Source organism: Bordetella genomosp. 9 (genome assembly GCF_002261425.1).
In the GTDB taxonomy this organism is placed as follows: Bacteria; Pseudomonadota; Gammaproteobacteria; order Burkholderiales; family Burkholderiaceae_B; genus Bordetella_C.
Genome location: NZ_NEVJ01000003.1, coordinates 3242996 through 3262741, shown reverse-complemented (window position 1 = coordinate 3262741; position 19746 = coordinate 3242996). Strand labels below are relative to the sequence as shown.

The following is a 19746-nucleotide window of genomic DNA, read 5'->3' as shown; positions in this document are numbered from 1 at the left end:
GAGGATATCGGCCGATTATGGGATCAGGGCAGCGATGTTGTGGATATGGCAGTAAGGGCTTGGTCCGGCGACTATGGGCTGACCGCGTAGAACTTCAAGCCATAGGTGTCGGCCCACTGCGTTTCGCCATACTCGGCCACAATCTGCATCGCGTTTACGCCCTTGTTGGCGAGCGTCTGTGGTGCCCGATAGACGTTCTCGAAGTCTTCTCCCGTTTCGATCAAGGGCGACAAAACAAAACCTGCTGCGGCCATCCGCGAGACCAGCCGATAGTCGCGCACCGTACCATCTTCCAGCCTAACACGTATGCGTAGAGGCGAGGGGCGGTATAGCTGCGCAATGATCTTGCCCTTGAGGGTATGGCGAATTTGCACCTTCACGTAAATCATCGTCGCCTTGGGCACATCGACCCATTGGCCTTGCGAGGCCGTCAGGTCCGCAAGTTCGGTGTATATCGGCGCTACGAAATCCGGTTTTTTGCGCAAATAAGAGAACAAGCCTGACCGCGAGATGAATTCGTATCTCGCGAAGAAGATCGGCCAGCTGGGGCCGTCATCCAGCGAGGGGTAACGTCCGTCCATTGAGAAAATGCGCATGGCAATGTTGTCCGGTGCGTGGTTGCCGGCGACATGCTGTGCATCCAGTTCTTCCAGCGACTCCGTGTAGGCAGAATAGCTTTGCAGTACGGGACGCGGCGCCCACTGATTCTGCGTTGCCAGAAGGTAGGCCTGATCGAATGGATAGACGTCGGTGGTGCCCTGCATCAAGGGCATGTCGCCTTCCTTGCGCAACACGTCGCGCGTGCGCCCGAAATGGCGTTCCAGTCGTTCCGGATCCTTGAGCCGCAGACGCAGACCCGTCGGTCCCGAGCGATACACCTCGGCCATGCGCCAGTAGGTTTGCTGAATGGGTGGGCCAATGTAGGTCTTCATGCCGATGACGACGCCGCCGATCGCGATGAGGGTGGCCACGCGAATCAATATGCTGTCTACGACCGTGCGTGCAAGTATGGCGCCTAGCAGCCCGCCGGTCAGGGCGATCAGCGCGTGGCCGTCATGACGGACGAAACCCGCCTTGAAGCAGAGGAATAGGTAAGAGGTGAATGCCGACACCAAGTAAAGACGGGCCACTAGCGGGAGCCGCCGCGCCGTGAGCAGCGCGGCCAGGACCATCAACGTGGTCGCGACATACACGTATTTCTCGTTGGCGGCTCCAGGCGCCGGGAAGATCATGGCTTCCGTATAGCCGGAAATGATCGGGACCATGTTCCAGAAGTATCCGGGCAGCGCTTGTAGGGGTTGTCCCGCACCGGTCCACAGCAGGATCAAGGAGGTAATCGGCGAGAGTATGTATATGGCGGCGAGCCCCCGACGCTTGTGTATCAGCGCGTACAGGAAGGAGAGCGCGGCTACCGCCACGCAGAGCGGCAACATGGAGCCTTTGACCAGCGGGATCAGCCCCAACGGCGAAAACAGGAGGATCGTCAGCGCCGCAGTGCCACGCGGGGCAGCCGGGCGATCCGCTTCATCGACAGGCGGTGTCGCCAGGCGGTAGGCGAGCAATGCCACCATGAGCGGATAGGCGAAGAACAGCGCGTCCGTCAGGTACGTCGCGCCCGCGAACAGCAGGATCAGCAGGAGCCGCCATGCCACGTTAATGCGCCGGGTCAGCCAGACCAGCAGCCCGATGAAGCACAGCGCCAGGTAGGCGCTGCCGGTGAGCATGCGGGCGTCCGTGGCGGGATGGTACATCTGGGTGTACAGCGATCCATATGGACCAAAGGTGAAGATCAGATCCTTGCCGAAAACGAAGTGCCGGGCCACTGCCTCGTTGAGGGCATAGCGCCATGACGGATCGATGCCGGATCCCGGCATCGCGGGGTCGAACGGGATCATCAGGCAGGCCAGCGTATACACGAGCACGGCCAGCGTGGCGACGCGCAGGGTCCTGCTCAGGTACGGTGTACGGCGTACTCTCATCTGCTGCTTTTCAATAAGTGATTAACGATTCGATTTGCCCCACCTCGTGACCGCGATCTTTTTTCCCGCGTTCTGCACGATCAAAGGTAGCAGGCGTTCCAGGGCATGCAGCATCGATCCGTCATAGCCCAGGGGCTCGGTGGGATAGTCTTCCCATGCCAATTCCAGCTCCAGCAATGCGCGCAGCGCATCCGTTCTGGCCCAGAACATGGTCCCGACCGGAAAGTTGAACTCGGTCGGGAGTCGCAGGATACCCAGGCGGGCGGCCAGCGCCTCGGCATGGGGCCTATTCTTGTCCCAGCCTATGCAACCGGGATTATCCGGGAATATCATGCCGAGCCCCGGATCCGTGGCAAGTCTGCCCACGATGCGATCTGCGATGCGATGGGCGCCGCCGAGCACGTTCTCGAAGAGGAAGTCGGTCCATTTCTCGCTGACACGCACGTCGGCGATGTCTACGGTCTTCTTGGTGTGTACATGTCCGAAGACGTCATAGCCGTCACGAATCAAGTCGCCGAACTCCGTTAGCATGGGGCCGATATCCCTGCCCCTGTTCGGCACGACCGCCACGCGTGCCACCTTGCCACGATAGCCCTGCAGCGCACCGGCTATTTGTTGGCGCACGGTGTCGGCAGGAACGCTGATCAGTAGATCGGGCAGCGTATTGTTGCCTTCCAATGCGCGCAGTATGGCAGGCAGCATGTCGGCGTAATACACGTGCAGATGCAAGGCAATGCGTGCTCCGGCGGGCGGTTCCACCAAGGGGCTATGTTCGGTGATGACTTCGGTGGACCAGGGGCCGTCGGGACGGCCGGCCTCGATGTAATGCAGCAACGAATCCTGCGTATCGCCGTCCGGCATCCCCGCTTCGCGATACACGCCGGGATGGAAGCCGGGGAAGGGCTTGCGCCGGGATATCCCGGAGGTCCAGCAGCGTATGTGAAAATTGGCTGCCTGTTCCTGGGACAGGTACATGACGGTGGGTGGCAATGCGAACGCCGGGTCCAGCAACTGCGCCTTCGCGATGCGTTGCGCCTGGTCCCGCTCGACATCGATCTCCGCCCGCCGGATCGCCGCGAGTCCCTCCAATTGTGTGACATAGCGGCCCATGTCGAAACGTCGTTGGCTGATCTCTTGCAGTGCCGCTCCGGTGGCCGTGCGGTACTCGGCATCGCGCGCGAAGGCCAAGGCCTTGTCCGCCATATCGTGGACGTCCAGATACGCGGCCACGCAGCGGTCGCCCAATCCTTCGTCCGCCAACACGTCGGCCAGCCCAGTGGTCTGGTCGAAACAGACCAGGGGAATGCGCCGGCTCATGACGTCCAGCGCCACGTTCGGCAAAGGATCCAGGCGCGAGCTGAGCAGCAGGATATCGGCGACGCCGTAGGCGACTTCGATATCCGGCGTCTCGGGAAGGATGGTGAGTCGTTCCGTCAGCCCCGACCGCTTTATCTGATCCACTAGGTAAGCGGAGTACTCGAAATCGTTCGCGGGGCGGAAGTTGGGTCCGATCCAGACGAACCGGAAATTCGTGGTCGGGTCCAGCATGACCATGCGATGCGCCGCGGCAATGAAGAGTTCCACGCCCTTGCGCAGCTGAACGGTTCCCAGCCCCAGGACGACGAATTCATCACTGCGTGGCGCCGGGCCGAGGATGGCTTGCTTGAGGCGTTCGCCCTGTTCGGTCGGCAACTGCTCGACGATCTCCCGCGGTGGAAGCCGGCACAGCCCTTGAGGAATAATCTCGCGCCGGCACTTTGCGACCGCCGGCTCGTCTTCAAGTGCATTCTGCAGCGTCAGGCGGGTAGAGAACACCAGTTGTCCGGACCATAGCGCGGCGCTTTCGAAAAGACCGCGCGGCCTTGTGTAGGCCGCGAACTCGTGTATCAGCGGGACGTTGGGGATAAATCTTCCCGCCAGGGCGGCACATACCGCGGTGGACACCACGCTGTTTGTTATCGCGAAGCTTAGCGGCACCTGTTCGAGGATTTCGTCGAGGACGGAGTCGGCGATCTGCGGCGCCTGGATGATGTTCCGAAACGGTCCGACCACGGCTGCTCCGGTCCGCGTGAAGTCGTCGACCAGGGGTCCACCGCCCAGTAGCAATACGACCACGTTATAGCGGGACGTCAGTTCGGCGGCCAGGTTCCAGCTCAATACGGGCGCGCCAGTCAGGGAAGCTTCGTGCGAAACCAGCAGCACGCTATCACGGTCGCGTGGAAGGCGCTGGAATCCCATGGTCGAGCCCAGGCGCAGCGGCGCCGCGATGCGGCCCTCGGTCTTACCGTGCATTACATAATGCTGGTAGGGGTCTATCCCGCTAGCCGCCACATCGGGATTGTGCTTGAGGTAGTACATGCGGTCGAAGTCGCCGACGTCGACAGCCCCCGGGGACCTGCCGCGCCCCAGCAGCCTGCCCAGCAGCCGCCTGATGCGCGATGCGTACCGACGTATAACGTGTCGCATGACGCGACCGGAGAGGCGAAGATCCTTGCTGTTGCCGGTGTGTTCGGCCTTGTTGTCGTCCATTTGAATGCTACAAAGCTTGAATCACCGCGATTGTAGTTCGGCCGCTGAGCCGCGCCCCCGAGCTTACTAACAGATGGTGGTGGTCAAACACAATTTGAAGGGGGCGTGATGCCAGCCATATAAATACCCTCAAGTACAATACCCGGCTTCGCGCCGCGCCGACTAGCAAAGCGAGCCGTCATCGTGCTTAAGCGCCGGGCGGCCCTGAGCTTCGTCTTCTGATGAGGCCTTGGTGTTTGCCCCCACGCCGGAATGGGGGCAACACCCTCTTCGTATTTTCCATTAGGAGTGTGACGTTGATCGAGCCAATTTCCGCGGCTGCCGCGGTGGCGGGCAAGAGAATCCTGGTACTGGGCGGCAATGGGTTTATCGGTTGCCATCTGACCGCGGCGCTGGTGCGCGCGGGGGCCCAGGTGCGGGTCATGGGCAGAAGTTGCACGTCCGGCGTCGATGGCGGCGTGGAATACGTAAAAGGGGATATTGCCGGCCAAGTCGCCTATAGCGAGGTGCTCGCGGGCGTGGATCTGGTCTATCACCTGGTCAGTTCCACCATTCCGGGAACTTCCAATGCGAATCCCATATTGGACGTGGAAACCAATCTGGTTGGCTCGCTAAGGCTGTTGGACGCCATGGCCACGGCACAGGTGCGCCGGCTGGTCTTTCTGTCTTCAGGCGGAACGGTATACGGAAATCCGGAAGAGCTGCCGGTCCGCGAAGACCATGTCCTGCGCCCGATCTCGTCGTACGGTGTCGTGAAAGCCACCATTGAGAATTACATGCGGCTGTATTCGACCCTGCATGATTTCGACATTTCAGTTCTGCGTCTTTCGAACCCATATGGCCTCGGCAAGACATTGATCGGCACTCAAGGTGTCATCCCGACCATATTCTCCAAGGTGGTAAATGGGGACGCCATCGAGATCTGGGGTGACGGCCGCGCGGTGCGCGATTACATCCACATGGACGACGCGGTGCGCGCCATGCTGGCGGTCGCGGAGTTGCGGGGGTTCAATCTGTTCAATGTCGGTAGCGGCGTCGGCCATTCCTTGCGCGATGTCATCGACCACGTCGCCCGAGTAACCGGACTGGAACCCAAAATCAAATTTGGGCCGGCCCGTCCATTTGATGTGCGGGCGATATACCTGGATGTGAACAAGATCCGCGGCGCTACGCAATGGAAGCCGGAAATCAGCCTTGAACAGGGCTGCGCAATGTACTGGAAGGGCATGGAGCGGCCGTAGCTCGGCGTTTTTCAACCTCCGTAAGGGCGGTCTGTCTGGACGGCGCCTCGTAACCCGAATATATAAAGTCGATATGGATTTTTCTCAGCATTTTGTTTTTGATGAAGGCGCTAGAGTCTGGCGCGATCCGGCGGCGCGTCCTTTCGATTATTCGGATGGTGAAGAACAAGAGCGTTATATGCTGGAGGCGCTGCGTAGCTCGAGCGACGTAAGCACGACTTCGCGGGAATTGGCGTCCAAGGTCAAGGACTGGCCCTCGCTGTATCACCTGAGTCCGCGCCGCGGCAATATCGTCCGGCCGTTCCGCGATTGGCTCAAGGGACGCCGGGTGTTGGAGATCGGTTGCGGCTGCGGCGCGATTACGCGTTTTCTGGGCGAGGCGGGCGCGCAGATCGTCGCAGTGGAAGGTAGCCCGGTGCGCGCCGCCATCGCACGCGAACGTACGCGGGATTTGCCGAAGGTCGACATCATCCACGCTACGAGCCAGGTCATCGATCGATTGGGTACCTTCGATGCGGTCATGCTTATCGGCGTGCTGGAATACGCCCGCAAGTTTCTTGGTCCCGATGGCACACAGGCCCTTTTGCGCGCGTGTCGGCAGCAACTGTCTCCGGATGGCGTGCTGTTTCTGGCTATCGAAAATCGGCTCGGGCTCAAGTATTTTGCCGGCGCAGCCGAGGACCATACCGGCGCGGCGATGTTCGGCATCGAAGACCGCTACAGCGCGGATGGCGTGGCTACTTTCGGCCGCATCGAGCTTGCGGAACACCTCGACTCGGCTGGCTATGGCAGCCAGGAGTGGTGGTACCCCTTTCCCGATTACAAGCTGCCTGTATCGCTGCTCGGCGAGGATGCCCTGGCGGGCCGGCTGCCCGGTGATTTCAGTGCCATGATTGCAGGGGCGTCTGCGGGAGACCCGCAACGCCCTTACTACGAGGTCTTTTCACTGGAGCGCACGTGGGGGCCCATATATCGCAATGGCCTCGCTCACGACCTTGCCAATTCGTTTCTCGTCGTCGCGGCGCAGGGCGTGCGCCCCCCTTTCGAATTACCCGGCAAGGCATACCATTATTCCGTTGATCGCTTGCCCGTGTTTGCCAAGGAAGTGGAAATCCGCGCCGGGGCCGAACATGGCGATCTCCAGGTCCTGAATCGCCGGCTGTTTCCGGAGGCGCCTCGGGCGGAATCCAGCCTGCAGCCGCTCGATGTTCCCCCGCAGCGTTTCATAAGCGGCGAACACTGGCAACACCGGCTGAGTCTCATCGTTTCCCGGCCAGGCTGGTCCCAGCATGAATTCCTCGAGTGGTTCTGTGGCTGGCTCGATGCGCTGTGCACCGTACATGCGCTGGGCACGGCTGATGGCATAGGTCTGTCGGAGCCCGTGGATGGCGTCCTTGTGGATGCCATACCGCGCAACCTGATCTTCGAAAACGGCCACCCGCGGTTCATCGATCTGGAATGGCGTTACGGCGAGACAATCGAATTCGGTTATTTGCTGTTCAGGGCAGTCTATTGCTCCTTGTGGGAAATTCGCACCGTGGCACCGCCGGCTGGCGGAACGCCGCTCTCATTCAGCGAGCTTTTCGCCGGCGTACTGGCGCGGCTCGGTCATGCGTTCGACAACGAGGCATTGCTCGGCTATGGCCAACGGGAGGCGGAGCTGCAGCGACTAGTATCGGGACGATCCACCGAGCTTGCATTGGACGTGCTGGCTGCTGAACTGCGCGTGGTGCGCAATCCGCTGGACGAAGTGCCCAGGCTCAATGAAGAGTTGATGCTGAAGCTGAGTGCCCTGGCTGAACAGGCGACGGAGATCAAGCGGCTGGACTTGTTTATCGAGAATAAAGGGAAGGAAATCGAAGCCCTGACTGCCGAGGTCCGGCGCTTGAATGAGCATATACAGGAACGGGAGCAGGTTTTCGCTCAACTGTCTCGGGACATCCGCGAAGAGACATCGCTGCAAGAGACCCTGAAACAGAAGGATTCGGAAATCGTGGCATTGAAAGCCTTGCTGGAGGCGCGGCTCACTGTCTCGGAGGAAATGTCGACGAATTTGCAGATTTCCAATGCCAATGTCGCCTCACGGGACGCGGAGCTCGTGGTGCTGCGCGCGCGGCTCGCTGCTATCGAACAGACAAAGTGGCAACGACTGTACAGGACCCTGGGAACGCGGCCTTTTGGTATCCGCGAGTTCGCCAAATCCTGTTATCTGGGCGTGGCAATGCTGGCGCCGCGCCCGCTGCGCTCGCGGCTGGGCCCGCTTGCAAGGCGAGCGAAACGCGTGTTCGCGCCGCTTGAATCCGAAGCGATCCCGCAACTACCAAACAAGCCCATCACCAATGGTGCGGGTGCCAAGCGGGCAGCCTACATCGTCCGCCAGGAGAAGCCGCCGTTGGCGCGACGGCCTCGGGTTTTGCACGTACTCGCGAACTTCATGACTGGAGGATCTTCCCAGCTGGTGGTCGATCTGTACGAACGACTGGGTCATCGATACGAGCAATCGGTGCTGACCAGCTTTCTGCCGGACCCGCCTGCCTATGAGGGGATCCCCGTCCACGAGATCCGCAGCCGCGAGTCCGCCGAGCCCTTCCTCGCTTACCTGCGAGAGCATCGCCCCGACCTGATCCACGTGCATTATTGGGGGGACGTGGATGAGCCCTGGTACGCTCAAGCGTTCGCTGCTGCGGAAAACCTGGGCATCGGTGTCATCCAGAACGTCAACACGCCAGTGGAGCCTTTTGCGTCGTCCGCCGTGTTGCACTACGTGTATGTAAGCCGGTATGTCCAAGAGACTTTCGGGGTGCCCGGCGAGGCGGCCCGGGTCATTTACCCTGGATCCAACTTCTCGCATTTCTCGTTGAAAGCGGGTGAAGAGCCGGCGGGCAACTGTGTTGGAATGGTGTATCGGTTGGAGCGCGACAAGCTGAACGAGGCGTCAATCGAGCCTTTCATCCTCGTAGCGAAACAGAATCCGGCCGCGCGCATGCTGATCGTGGGCGGCGGGTCGCTACTTGACCCGTACCGGCAAGCGGTCGAGAGCGCGGGCGTTGCCAGTCAGTTCGAGTTCACCGGTTACGTCGCCTACGACGAACTGCCGAGCCTGTATCGTCGCATGGCGGTTTTTGTCGCACCGGTATGGAAGGAAAGCTTCGGGCAGGTCAGCCCGTTCGCCATGAATATGCGCGTTCCAGTTGTCGGCTACGACGTGGGCGCGATTCCCGAAATCATCGATGATGGTCGTTATGTCGCGCCGGCCGGGGACGCGGGCGCCCTGGCGCGCATCATCAGCGGCCTTCTGAACAACACCAGCGCTCGGCGTGATCTCGCATTGGCGCATCAGGCCCGTGCACAGCGTTACTTCGCCCTGGATGCCATGATAGGCGCCTACCATGATTTATATCAGGAAGTTTTCGCCGCAACCGTGGCCAAGGCTGACGAACTGGTCATCCAATGAAAATAGCGCTCTTCGTCCATTGTTTTTTTCCGCGCCATTTTTACGGCACTGAAACTTACACGCTGAATCTGGCGCAACATCTGCAGCAGCTGGGGCATCAGCCGGTGGTGATTACCGCCATATTTCCAGGCGAGCCGGGTGGCGACGAGCTGATCCAGAAGTATGAACACCAGGGTGTTCCTGTCATCGCAGTTGACAAGAATCACCTGCCCAATGTCAGGGTGCAGGATACCTATTACCAGCCAGCGGTTGCGGATGTCTATCGTCAGATACTGGCGCAGGAACAGCCGGACCTGGTCCATGTCACGCACCTGATAAACCATACAGCCACGCTTTTGCAGGTGCTGAATGAAATGGGCATTAAGACGGTTGCTACCTTTACGGATTTCTTTGGCATCTGTTTCAACAACAAGCTGGAAAATGCAGCCGGCGAGTTGTGCGCCGGCCCCAACGCAACGCGATCCAACTGCGTTGCCTGCTATGGCAAGGCTGTGGCTGAACAAGGCGGAGCGCCGGCTCGGTATCGTGTCTTCGCCAACGATGAATGGGCAGAGAAGGCCGCCGCGGTGGCGGTCCGAATGAGACGCCTGCCTCCGATAAGAGGGTCGCACTTCGCGAGTGTGATCCGCGATCTCCGTGTGCGGCCGCAGACATTGTTGAGCCTGTATGACCAGTACAGCGCGGTCATCACGCCGACCAGCTTCCTGCAGAACGCATATAAGCGGAATGGCTTCCGTCTTCCCATGCATTCGGTATGGTTCGGCACGGACATCGACCGTGCGCTGGGTAAATCGTTGCGTCCGGAAGGGGTGGTCCGATTCGGCTATATCGGGCAGATAGCGCCGCACAAAGGCACTGACTTGCTGGTGGACGCATTCGCGCGATTGCCACAAGGAAGCGCAACGCTGGACATCTATGGGCCGAGAGACCAGGACATCGCATACTTCGATCGATTGTCGGCTTCATTCGGGGATAGCGTTCGTTATCACGGGACCTTTCCCAAATCGGTAATGGCCCGGGTGTTGTCCAACGTCGATGTCATCGTGATTCCGTCCCGCTGGTACGAGAACAGCCCACTGGTCCTGTTGGACGCCCTGGCCACCGGCACGCCGGTAATCGTCGCCGACGTGGAAGGCATGACGGAAATGGTCAACGAAGGGGAGACCGGCCTGTTCTTCGAGCGTGGGTCCTGCGACGACCTGGCGCGCAAGATGAACCGGTTCGTGTCCGAGGACGGTCTGTTGGAGTTCATGAAGCGCAACACCGCCTTTCCCCGCACCGTGGCCGATATGGTGCGGGATACCGAAGCCGTTTATCGAACGGTCATCCGGCATTGAACAACCGCGAGTGCGGTCGTGGTTCCTTCGATCAAGGGTTGGCGGCGAGATCTATCGATAGGTCGGCCAGGCCGTAGAACGTATCGGTTGGCTCGACGACGAGATGGATGGAGTCGTAGCGACGATCGTGTGGGACGATGTCCTCCGATTGTCGTGAAGCCACACCCAGCGACAGGAAATAATCTCCACCCGTCAGCCGGGCGGCAAACCGCAGACGCACAAAGGCCACGGTGCCTTTGTCGCCGAGCAGCCGGAAGGTTGGTTCGTTGCCGACGTACGTATTGGTGCTGGCGACGGTAACCCCTTCCTTGGTTTTCAACGTGAAGCCGAAGATCGGCGCCGTCACCGTTGCGTTGAAGCGTACGGCAACGTCGATCTGCATGCTGGCGCCGGTTTTGACGCCATGGGAAAACTCCCGACCATCCGCCGTCAAGCGGAAATCCAGAATTGTCGCGGCGCCGTCGCCCCAGCGGTATTCATGGGGGTTGTAATGCGGCTTCGTCGCGAAGACGTCTTCGGTCACGCTCAGCGGGTGCGCGTCCGGCTCGTCGGTCGGGAGCGCTTGTGCGTCCGGATCCGCCGCCTCGCCTGCGGCACCGTCATTTGCGTCCGACGGTTCGCGGCCGAACAGCAGATCCATGTACCGGTTGATCACGGCGCGCGGCGCGTCGATCATGCGGATCCTGTGGGTGTCGAGCAGGATGGCGCGTGTGCAATGCGTGACGACCTGTTCGCCGGAGTGCGTGACCAGCAGGATGCTGGTCCCGCTTTCCTTCAGTTGCCGCAGCCGCTCGAAGCATTTTGCCTGGAAGCGCGCGTCGCCCACCGCAAGGGCTTCGTCGACGATCAGGATGTCGGGGTCTACCTGGGCCTGCACGGCAAACGCCAGCCTGACCGCCATCCCGCTCGAATACGTCTTCACAGGCTGGTCCAGGAACTCGCCGATGTCGGCGAATCCCGCGATGCTGTCGAAACGGGCATCGATTTCGGCCGTCGAGAGTCCCAGCACGGACGCGTTCAAGTAGACGTTCTCACGCCCCGTGAATTCCGGATTGAAGCCGGAGCCAAGTTCAAGCAGAGCGGCGACGCGGCCGAAGGTTTCGATATCCCCGGTCGTCGGTGTCAGTGTTCCGCAAATGAGCTGCAAGAGCGTCGATTTTCCGCTGCCGTTGCGCCCCACGATACCAATCGATTCGCCGCGGAGGACCTCGAAATTGATGTCTTGAAGTGCCCAGAATTCCCTGAAGTATTTCCGCCGGCCACGAGCCAGCATCTGCAGCAGGCGGTCTCGCGGCTTCTCGTAAATGTGAAAGCACTTGCTCAAGCCCGATACGCGGATGGCGGTGTCAGAGGACATCGGCGAAGCCCTTGCGAGTTTTCTGAAACCAGGCGAAGCCGGCCGAAGCGACCAGAACCGAGATAAGGAAATACACGCCCAGCAAATCGAAGCGGGGCATATTGCCCCATATCGCCACGTCTCGTGCCTCGGTAATGATGAAAGTCAACGGATTGAGCATTACCAAGGGCTGGATTCTCGGCGGCAGGTTGCTGATCGGGTAGAAAACCGGCGCCGTGAACATCAGCACGGTGACCAATATGCCTATGGTCTGGCTGACGTCTCTGAGGAAGACGCCCAGCGACGCAAGAATCCAGGCGCAGCCCAGCGCCAGGATGATGAGCGGGAGAAAAATAAGGGGGAGGAGTAGCAGCGTCCAGTGCGGTGGGCCGACGAATACCAGGTAAGCAAGGAACCAGACGCCGAGACTGACCACGGCATGAAACAGCGCGGCGCCAGTGGTCACCACCGGCAGGATCTCCAGTGGGAACACCACTTTCTTGACGTAGTTGACATTGCCAGTGATCAATGTCGGCGCGCGTGTCAGGATCTCGGCGAACAACGCATGGACGATGAGCCCGATGAAAAGCACCACGGCAAACATCGCCTTGCTTTCCGGCGCGTCGGCGTGAGTGACGCCCCAGCGGGCCTTGAATACGATCGAGAACACGAACGTATAGACGGACAGCATGAGCAAAGGATTGAAGAAGGACCAGCCCAGCCCCAGGGCCGAACCTTTATATCTGCCGACGACCTCACGTCGAATCATCTGACCGATCAATTGCCGGTGCTTCGAAATGCTGAGCAGCAAGGCTGCCGGGGAAGCCGGCGGCGTTACGTGAGGGTTCATTTGCGGTCCAAAAACATTCCGACCCGGCTGGCGGGTGGGCTGGCGAATTATGACATAGGCGCTCCCCCGGTCCCTGGGCGCGCCACCCCTGCGGCGGATAAGGTATCCTGCGCGATGTCTTAATTGGCCGGGCGACTCGTTGTGGCGCAGCGTGACAAACTACTACCTCTAACTTCGCTTCGTTTCTTCGCGGCAGCGATGATTGTTCTGGGCCATAGCCATGCGGCTTTCGGCTCTTTCGGCCTTGCTCTCAACCTGTCCTTGGCCCAGGGAGTGTCGTTCTTTTTCGTATTGTCGGGATTCATCCTCGCTTACAACTATCCCAGGGTCGAGGAACGGCTGGCTTCGTTCTATCGAGCACGCATCGCGCGTCTCTGGCCCACACATATCGCCGCCATCCTGGCCTTGCCGTTGATAGCAGGCACATGGAATTCCGCCGGGATGAGCGCGATGGATATCGTGTATGTGCTGCTCGGCAACGCCTTGCTTGTGCAGGCTTGGGTGCCTTTCAGGGAATCGTTCCTGACGTTCAACGGGGTTGCGTGGAGCATTTCGACCGAGGCCTTTTTCTACCTGGCCTTCCCGTTTGCGATGATTTCGTTGCGTCGCTCGTGGGTCTTGCCCCTGGCCGCGGCGGCGGGGCTTACCGCGTTCTTCATGTGGTTGGCGGTGCGTTATCACATCTCCTCCGACGTCGGGCGGGCCAGTTTCAGCGTGATGGGCGTCCTTTATACGAATCCCTTGGCGAGACTCACGGAATTCGTTTTGGGAATTGTCGCTTGGCGGTGCTTTGAGGTATCGCGTGCCCGGATGGACGGAATACGCGGCTCTTTATGGAAATCGCCGGGGTGCTGGACCGTCGTGGAGGTCGCAACGGTCGCCGCATGCGTATATTCGTTGCATAAAACGCCTCGCCTGCCCGTGGCTAGCCTGGTTCCGCCGGGTTGGGTGGAGGTTGTCCAGTATGTATTGATCAACAGCGGCAGCGCCCCGATTTTCGCGTTCGCCATCGTCGTGTTCGCTTATGGCAAGGGCGCCCTGTCCGCGGCATTGCGTTGGAGCCCGATCGTGTTCCTGGGCGAGTCCAGTTTCGCGCTATACCTGTTCCACGCCACCACGCTTCTATGGTTCGAGCAGCGGCCAGCCATCGTGGCCTTGCCGTACAGCGGTGCGCTTTACTGGATATCCACACTGATACTGGCCGGATTGGTGCACGTGCTTATCGAAAAGCCTTGTAGGGACCTCATTCTGGGCCGGCGTCCCTGGCGGCTTGCCCGTAACGCGCCAGCCTGAATGTCCGCCACGGGTCGAGCGCGGTCTTGTCCGGCCCGCTTTCCGGCATCAAGGCGCGCCGGCCCATCGCTTAAAATACCGGGCTTCATCTCCTTCGGGTCCACGCCGTGGAAGTTCTCATTGTCCGCACGTCTTCGCTGGGCGATCTGGTGCACATGTTGCCTGCGATGTCTGACATTGCACGGCATGTGCCGGACGTGCATATCGACTGGATCGCCGAAGAATCGTTCGCGGAAATACCTGCATGGCATCCCGCTGTCCGCAGCGTGATCAAAGTGGCCCATCGCCGTTGGCGCAAGGCTTGGTGGTCATCGTCGGCACGGACAGAGCGTAAAGCTTTGGCTGAACGCTTGCGCGACACGCGGTATGACATCGTGCTCGACATGCAGGCCTTGCTCAAATCGGCATGGTTGGTCAGGCAGGCGCGGGGCGTGCGGCATGGGCTGGATTGGCGTTCCGCGCGCGAACCCCTGGCGTCTCTCTTCTACGATGTGCGCCACAAGGTCGAATTCTGGCAGCCTGCGGTCATACGCCAAAGAGCGCTAGCCGGTCTGACGTTCGGCTATACCGCAACCGGCAAACCGGATTTTGGTCTGCAGCAACTGGCGCGGCAAGCGCAGCTTGCCGGTGACCGCAGTGGTGGCTTGTCCGATTATGCGGTCATCATGCCTAGCGCCAGCCGTCCGGACAAGCTATGGCCTGAAGCGGATTGGCGCGCAGTTTTTGAAGTGCTGCGCGGCGCGGGTTGCAAGCTGCGTCTGCTCGCCGGCAGTGAGCAGGAAACAGAGCGTGCCACTCAGTTGATTTCGGGTATAGCGGGCGCCGAAGTCATGCCGCGGATGGATCTTACTTCGGTGGCTCATTTGTTGGCGGGTGCGCGCCTGATGGTTGGCCTGGACAGCGGTCTTACCCATCTATCGGCGGCGCTGGGACGGCCTACCGTGGGCATATACCGGGCATCGACACCCGTTCGCACGCCTTTGGTTGGCGACGCCTATACCGCAAGCCTTGGAGACCGCGGGGCGCCGCCTTCGCGCGAAGCCGTCGTCGCCGCCGTGGAGCAGGCACTTGCCGCCTGAGATGTATGGCACACGACGGCGTCGTCGTCCGCCTAACCTGATGCCATGACGAGATTCCTGTACACCGTACTGCTACGTATATTCGCGCCGCTCATCTGGCTCTGGATGCGTGCGCGCGCGGGCAAGGATGGCGATCGCTGGCAGATCCTGGCTCCGGCTCGGTTCGGTCGCTATGTCGAACGGGAACAGGATCGTGACCGGATCGGTCGGGTTTGGGTTCACGCGGTGAGCCTGGGGGAGGTCCGCGCGGCGCATCCCCTGATCAGGACGCTGCTGGACCGGGGCTTTCCGCTATTGCTGACGCATACGACGCCTACCGGCTGGGACGAGGCCGCGCGGGTGTATGGCGGCGAGATCGCCAACGGTAGGCTGCGGCAGGCATGGCTGCCTTACGATTTTCCTGGTTCGGTGCGTCGATTCCTTCGTTTCTTCAAACCCCGATGCGGCATTCTCATAGAACGCGAGGTGTGGCCGAATCTAATCCACGAAGCTCGAGTTGAAGGCGTGTCCGTTGTCCTGGTGAGCGCACGCTTATCGTTGTCATCGCTCAAGCAGGCGCGGTGGTTCGGAAGCGCTCTGCGTCGCGCTTATTCAACTTTGGATCTGGTCCTGGCTCAAACTGTCGAAGACGCCGAACGGCTCCAGCGGGTGGGCGCGCGGGGTCCGCGCGTGGTTGGTAACCTGAAGTTCGATGTGAGCCTTTCCAAACCTCAACTGGAGGAAGGTCGGCGTTTCCGCCAGTCGCTTGGTAGGCCCGTGTTAGCCATTGCCAGCACGCGCGACGGCGAGGAACGATGGTTCCTGGGTGCGCTACGGGCCAGGGAGCTTACACCCGGTCTCGAAGACGTACTCCATATCATCATTCCCCGCCACCCGCAGCGATTCAGCGACGTTGAGGCGCTACTTCAGCGAGAGGGAGTGAAATTCGCGCGGCGATCTTCCAGCGAGGGGATGCCTACGCCAGGTATATCCGTCCTTCTCGGCGACACGATAGGCGAAATGTCGTTCTACCTCGGCGCCGCGGATGTCGCCATTGTTGGGGGGGGCTTCGCGCCGCTCGGTGGGCAAAATCTCATTGAAGCTTGTGTCGCCGGTACGCCGGTCATCGTCGGCCCGCATATGCACAACTTCGCTCAGGCAACCCGGGACGCGGTAGCAGCTGGCGCCGCGCTGCAGGTTACGGATGCGGAATCGGCGGTGCGTGCGGCATATGCGCTGCTCTCCGACGATGCAAGACGGGCGGGGATGAGCCGTTCCGCGCGCGCGTGGACCGCGTCGCATGCCGGCGCAACCGACCGCATTGTTGAATTGCTGCGCCCCTGGCTGGGAAATTGAGCCGGACGACCCAGAGATCGCATCGCTATTTCACGTCGCTCCTTGAGGCGCTTTGCACCCACGGCGCGCGATATACTTTTCCCTTTTTTCCGGCCCCACTCTCATGCTACTAGTTGCCGCCGACAATAGACGCCGCGCGCTTTGGTCATTTGTTGTAGCTACTTGCGCAGTGCTTGTGGTATTCATCTGGGAAGGGAATAAGGGATTCAGCCTCTGGGACGAGGGCTACCTCTGGTACGGCGTCCAACGGGTTGTTGCAGGGGAGGTCCCCGTCCGCGACTTTATGGCGTACGACCCTGGCAGGTACTACTGGGCAGCGGCGTTGCTGATGCCCTGGGGGGATTACGGAATAATGGCCGTGCGCGCCGCCTGTGCAGTTTTCGAGGCACTAGGCTTGTTTGCCGGGCTTTATCTCGTAAGCAGGGAGATTCAGGCCTCGCGCAAAAGCGTTGTGTTTTGCACGATATTGACTGGGATTACGTTGGTGTCGTGGATGTGCATACGCCACAAGCTCTTCGACACTTCCATTTCGATTTTTTCCGTTGGAATGGTGGTTTATCTGCTTGAACGCCCGGTTGGTAGAAGATATTTATTGGCCGGTGTTTACACAGGCATGGCAGCGGTGTTCGGGCGCAATCATGGTGTCTATGCAGCCTTCGGCATGCTGATCGGGATAGCCTGGCTTGCGACCGGTGCCATTGGGGTGCAGGCAGTGTTACGCGGATTGGCGACGTGGGCGGCAGGCGTGGTCTTGGGATTCAGTCCAATCCTGCTGATGTGTCTGTTCGCGCCGGGTTTCGCCACCGCCTTCGTCGATAGTGTGCGCTTCATGTTCGAGGTGAAAGGCACGAATCTTCCATTACCTGTGCCGTGGCCATGGGATGTCCAATTCTCCTCCATCGATGCAGGAGCAGCAGTGCGACAGCTCATCGCCGGCCTCGGTTTTATTGCAATTGTTGCCTACGGCCTGATCGGGGTGGCGTGGGCCTTTTTCAAGAGGCGAGGCGCGGGACAGGTGCATGCGATTACGGTTGCCTGCGCGGGTCTTAGTTTGGCGTACTCCCATTACGCTTACTCGCGTGCGGATTTCTCCCATCTGACTCTGTCCGTTTTTCCTTTGCTGTTAGGAGTGACGGCTGTGATATGCAAGGCATCCGGATGGATGCGATGGCTGTCGCTTTCCATTCTGGCGGTCGCCAGTGTGTGGGTGAACCTGCCGTACCACCCGGGATGGCAATGCGAACGCGCGCAGAACTGCGTGGCCGTGGAAGTGTCGGGAAGCAGCTTGATTATGGATCCGGGCACCGCCAGCGATGTGGTACTGCTGCGGCGGCTGGCGGAGCAATATGCTCCGGGGGGGCGCTCTATTTTCGCCACTCCGTTCTGGCCGGGCGCGTATGCCGTCCTTGAACGCAAATCTCCCATCTGGGAGATATATGCCTTGTTCCCCCGGTCAGCCGACTACCAGCGTCAGCAGATACGGGAGCTGAAGGCGGCAGCTCCTGGTATTGTCGTAATTAACAATCTCGCGTTAGATGGGCGTGCCGAACTCCGATTCAGCAATACCCACGCGCTGGTTTATCAATATGTTCTCGACAATTTCGATCGAATCGAAGTGTCTCCCAATCCGGACTATTTGCTGTTTCGGGCCAAGGATGCCGGATCCCATTGAGGTCCTATGCCAATGAAAAAAGTCGCCATCCTGCAGTCCAGCTATATTCCATGGAAAGGCTATTTCGACATGATTGCCGCCGTGGACGAATTCATCCTGTATGACGACATGCAATATACCCGGCGGGATTGGCGCAACCGGAATCAGATAAAAACCCCTCAAGGGGTCCAGTGGCTTACCGTTCCGGTGATGGTGAAAAGCCGATTCAACCAGAAGATCCGCGAAACGGAGATCGATGGGCGCGGTTGGGCGGGTGACCACTGGAAGGCCCTGGTTCAAAACTATCGCCGCGCGCCCCACTTCGAGGAAATCGCTGCCTGGCTCGAGCCCCTTTATTCAAGCTGCCAATATTCCCGTATTTCGGGCCTCAATAGGGGTTTCATCGAGGCAATCTGCCGTTATCTCGGGATCACTACCGTCATAAAAAATTCGTGGGATTATGACTTGGGGGATGGCAAGACCGAACGGCTGGTCAGCCTGTGTGTGCAGGCGGGTGCGACCGAATACATTTCAGGGCCGGCCGCCAAAAGTTATGTGGATGAGTCGCTGTTTGCCGCCCAATCCATCAAACTCACATGGTTCGATTATGCTGGCTATCCCGAGTACCCACAGCTCTGGGGCGAATTCACACACGGGGTGACGGTTCTGGATCTGCTGTTCAACTGTGGAAAGGATGCTCCCCGCTATATGAAGTACGTGAGCGCATGAGACTTTCTATCGTCACTACCCTCTACAAGTCGGAGCGTTTCGTCGACCAGTTCCTGGACAAGGCTGTTCGCGCCGGCGAAGCGTTCGGCGGAGAGTTCGAAATCGTCGTGGTCGACGACGGCTCTCCCGACGCGTCTCGGGAAATCGCCGAGCGGCGCGCCGATGCGGACGGCCGCATCAAGGTCATAGAGTTGGCCCGCAATTTCGGGCACCATCCCGCTTTTGTTTGCGGGATGCAGCACGCGCGTGGCGAGTTTTGCTTTCTGATCGATAGCGACCTTGAAGTCGACCCCGCCGTCCTCTCCGCCTTCAAGGCCGAGATGGACGCGAGCGGCGCTGACGTCAGCTACGGTGTACAAGAGACGCGACGGGGCTCCACGGGCACGCGGGTGTTTGGAGGCCTCTTCTGGCGGTTGTTCAACGCGCTGTCGGACACGGATGTGCCGTCGGACATCATGACCGAGCGCCTGATGAACAGGAAGTATCTTGATGCGTTGCTGTCCATGGGCGATCGCAATCTGTTCCTGGGCGGGATGTTCTATTGGCCGGGTTTCAGGCAGGTTCCTGTCCGTCTGGTCAAGACCCCCCGGACCGGCAAAGGTGCCTACTCGCCGTTTCGTCGCCTCCAGTTGATGGTCGAAGCGCTCAGCTCATTCTCAAGCGCGCCCTTGAAGCTTATTTTCTGGCTGGGGTTTGGGATATCGCTTCTGAGTGCCCTGTATTTTGTTTATCTACTGCTACGACGCCTGCTGTTTCCTGATTCGGTTGTCGACGGCTTCACGTTCCTGGCGCTGGTTTCGGTTGGCAGCTCCGGAGCGATCCTGATCGGCCTCGGGGTCATCGGACTTTATATCCATCGAATATTCCGGCAGGTCCAGGCGAGGCCGTTGTTCATTGTGAGAAACGTACACAGCAAGAGCGGGGAGCGCTGAA

Annotated in this window: 13 protein-coding genes; 9 read left to right on the top strand and 4 right to left on the bottom strand. The window is 60.0% G+C overall.

Annotation, left to right across the window (positions count from 1 at the left end; all coding sequences use genetic code 11):
- Positions 1-71: 71 nt before the first annotated feature.
- Together CAL26_RS25885 and CAL26_RS25880 are read right to left on the bottom strand one after the other, a co-directional pair.
- On the bottom strand, positions 72-1979 hold the full coding sequence (locus CAL26_RS25885; protein WP_094849486.1) for a hypothetical protein: 1908 nt from the start codon (positions 1977-1979) through the stop codon (positions 72-74).
- Positions 1980-2000: 21 nt separating this feature from the next.
- On the bottom strand, positions 2001-4508 hold the full coding sequence (locus CAL26_RS25880; protein ID WP_094849485.1) for a rhamnan synthesis F family protein: 2508 nt from the start codon (positions 4506-4508) through the stop codon (positions 2001-2003).
- Positions 4509-4804: 296 nt separating this feature from the next.
- Here CAL26_RS25880 and CAL26_RS25875 point away from each other — a divergent pair, with 296 nt between their 5' ends.
- The 3 genes from CAL26_RS25875 to CAL26_RS25865 all read left to right on the top strand — a co-directional run bounded on the left by CAL26_RS25875 (position 4805) and on the right by CAL26_RS25865 (position 10540).
- Entirely contained in the window at positions 4805-5749 is a 945-nt protein-coding gene (locus CAL26_RS25875) for an NAD-dependent epimerase/dehydratase family protein (protein WP_179283482.1), read from the top strand.
- A gap of 73 nt (positions 5750-5822) precedes the next feature.
- Positions 5823-9203, top strand: a complete 3381-nt coding sequence (locus CAL26_RS25870) for a glycosyltransferase (RefSeq protein WP_094849483.1) — start codon at positions 5823-5825, stop codon at positions 9201-9203.
- A complete protein-coding gene (locus CAL26_RS25865) occupies positions 9200-10540 on the top strand; it encodes a glycosyltransferase family 4 protein (RefSeq protein WP_094849482.1) in 1341 nt (446 codons plus the stop codon). Before CAL26_RS25870 ends, CAL26_RS25865 begins: the two co-directional genes overlap by 4 nt.
- Before the next feature lie 31 nt (positions 10541-10571).
- On the opposite strand, the gene CAL26_RS25860 is transcribed toward CAL26_RS25865, so the two are convergent.
- Together CAL26_RS25860 and CAL26_RS25855 are read right to left on the bottom strand one after the other, a co-directional pair.
- Entirely contained in the window at positions 10572-11897 is a 1326-nt protein-coding gene (locus CAL26_RS25860) for an ABC transporter ATP-binding protein (RefSeq protein WP_094849481.1), read from the bottom strand.
- Complete coding sequence (locus CAL26_RS25855) at positions 11887-12726, bottom strand: ABC transporter permease (RefSeq protein WP_094849480.1); 840 nt, start codon at positions 12724-12726, stop codon at positions 11887-11889. Before CAL26_RS25855 ends, CAL26_RS25860 begins: the two co-directional genes overlap by 11 nt.
- Positions 12727-12867: 141 nt before the next feature.
- On the opposite strand from CAL26_RS25855, the gene CAL26_RS25850 reads away from it, so the two are divergent.
- The 6 genes from CAL26_RS25850 (at position 12868) to CAL26_RS25825 (ending at position 19745) form a co-directional block, all read left to right on the top strand.
- A complete protein-coding gene (locus CAL26_RS25850) occupies positions 12868-14019 on the top strand; it encodes an acyltransferase family protein (protein ID WP_143277499.1) in 1152 nt (383 codons plus the stop codon).
- Positions 14020-14126: 107 nt separating this feature from the next.
- Positions 14127-15098 (top strand): lipopolysaccharide heptosyltransferase I, encoded by a 972-nt coding sequence (gene waaC / locus CAL26_RS25845; RefSeq protein WP_256988588.1) that lies wholly within the window; start codon positions 14127-14129, stop codon positions 15096-15098.
- 45 nt (positions 15099-15143) lie between these two features.
- Complete coding sequence (locus CAL26_RS25840; RefSeq protein WP_094849477.1) at positions 15144-16433, top strand: 3-deoxy-D-manno-octulosonic acid transferase; 1290 nt, start codon at positions 15144-15146, stop codon at positions 16431-16433.
- Positions 16434-16608: 175 nt separating this feature from the next.
- Positions 16609-18105 (top strand): hypothetical protein, encoded by a 1497-nt coding sequence (locus tag CAL26_RS25835; protein ID WP_094849476.1) that lies wholly within the window; start codon positions 16609-16611, stop codon positions 18103-18105.
- A 6-nt stretch (positions 18106-18111) separates the two neighbouring features.
- On the top strand, positions 18112-18813 hold the full coding sequence (locus CAL26_RS25830) for a WbqC family protein (protein WP_218831578.1): 702 nt from the start codon (positions 18112-18114) through the stop codon (positions 18811-18813).
- Complete coding sequence (locus CAL26_RS25825; protein ID WP_094849474.1) at positions 18810-19745, top strand: glycosyltransferase family 2 protein; 936 nt, start codon at positions 18810-18812, stop codon at positions 19743-19745. Before CAL26_RS25830 ends, CAL26_RS25825 begins: the two co-directional genes overlap by 4 nt.
- The last annotated feature ends 1 nt before the right edge of the window (position 19746 follow it).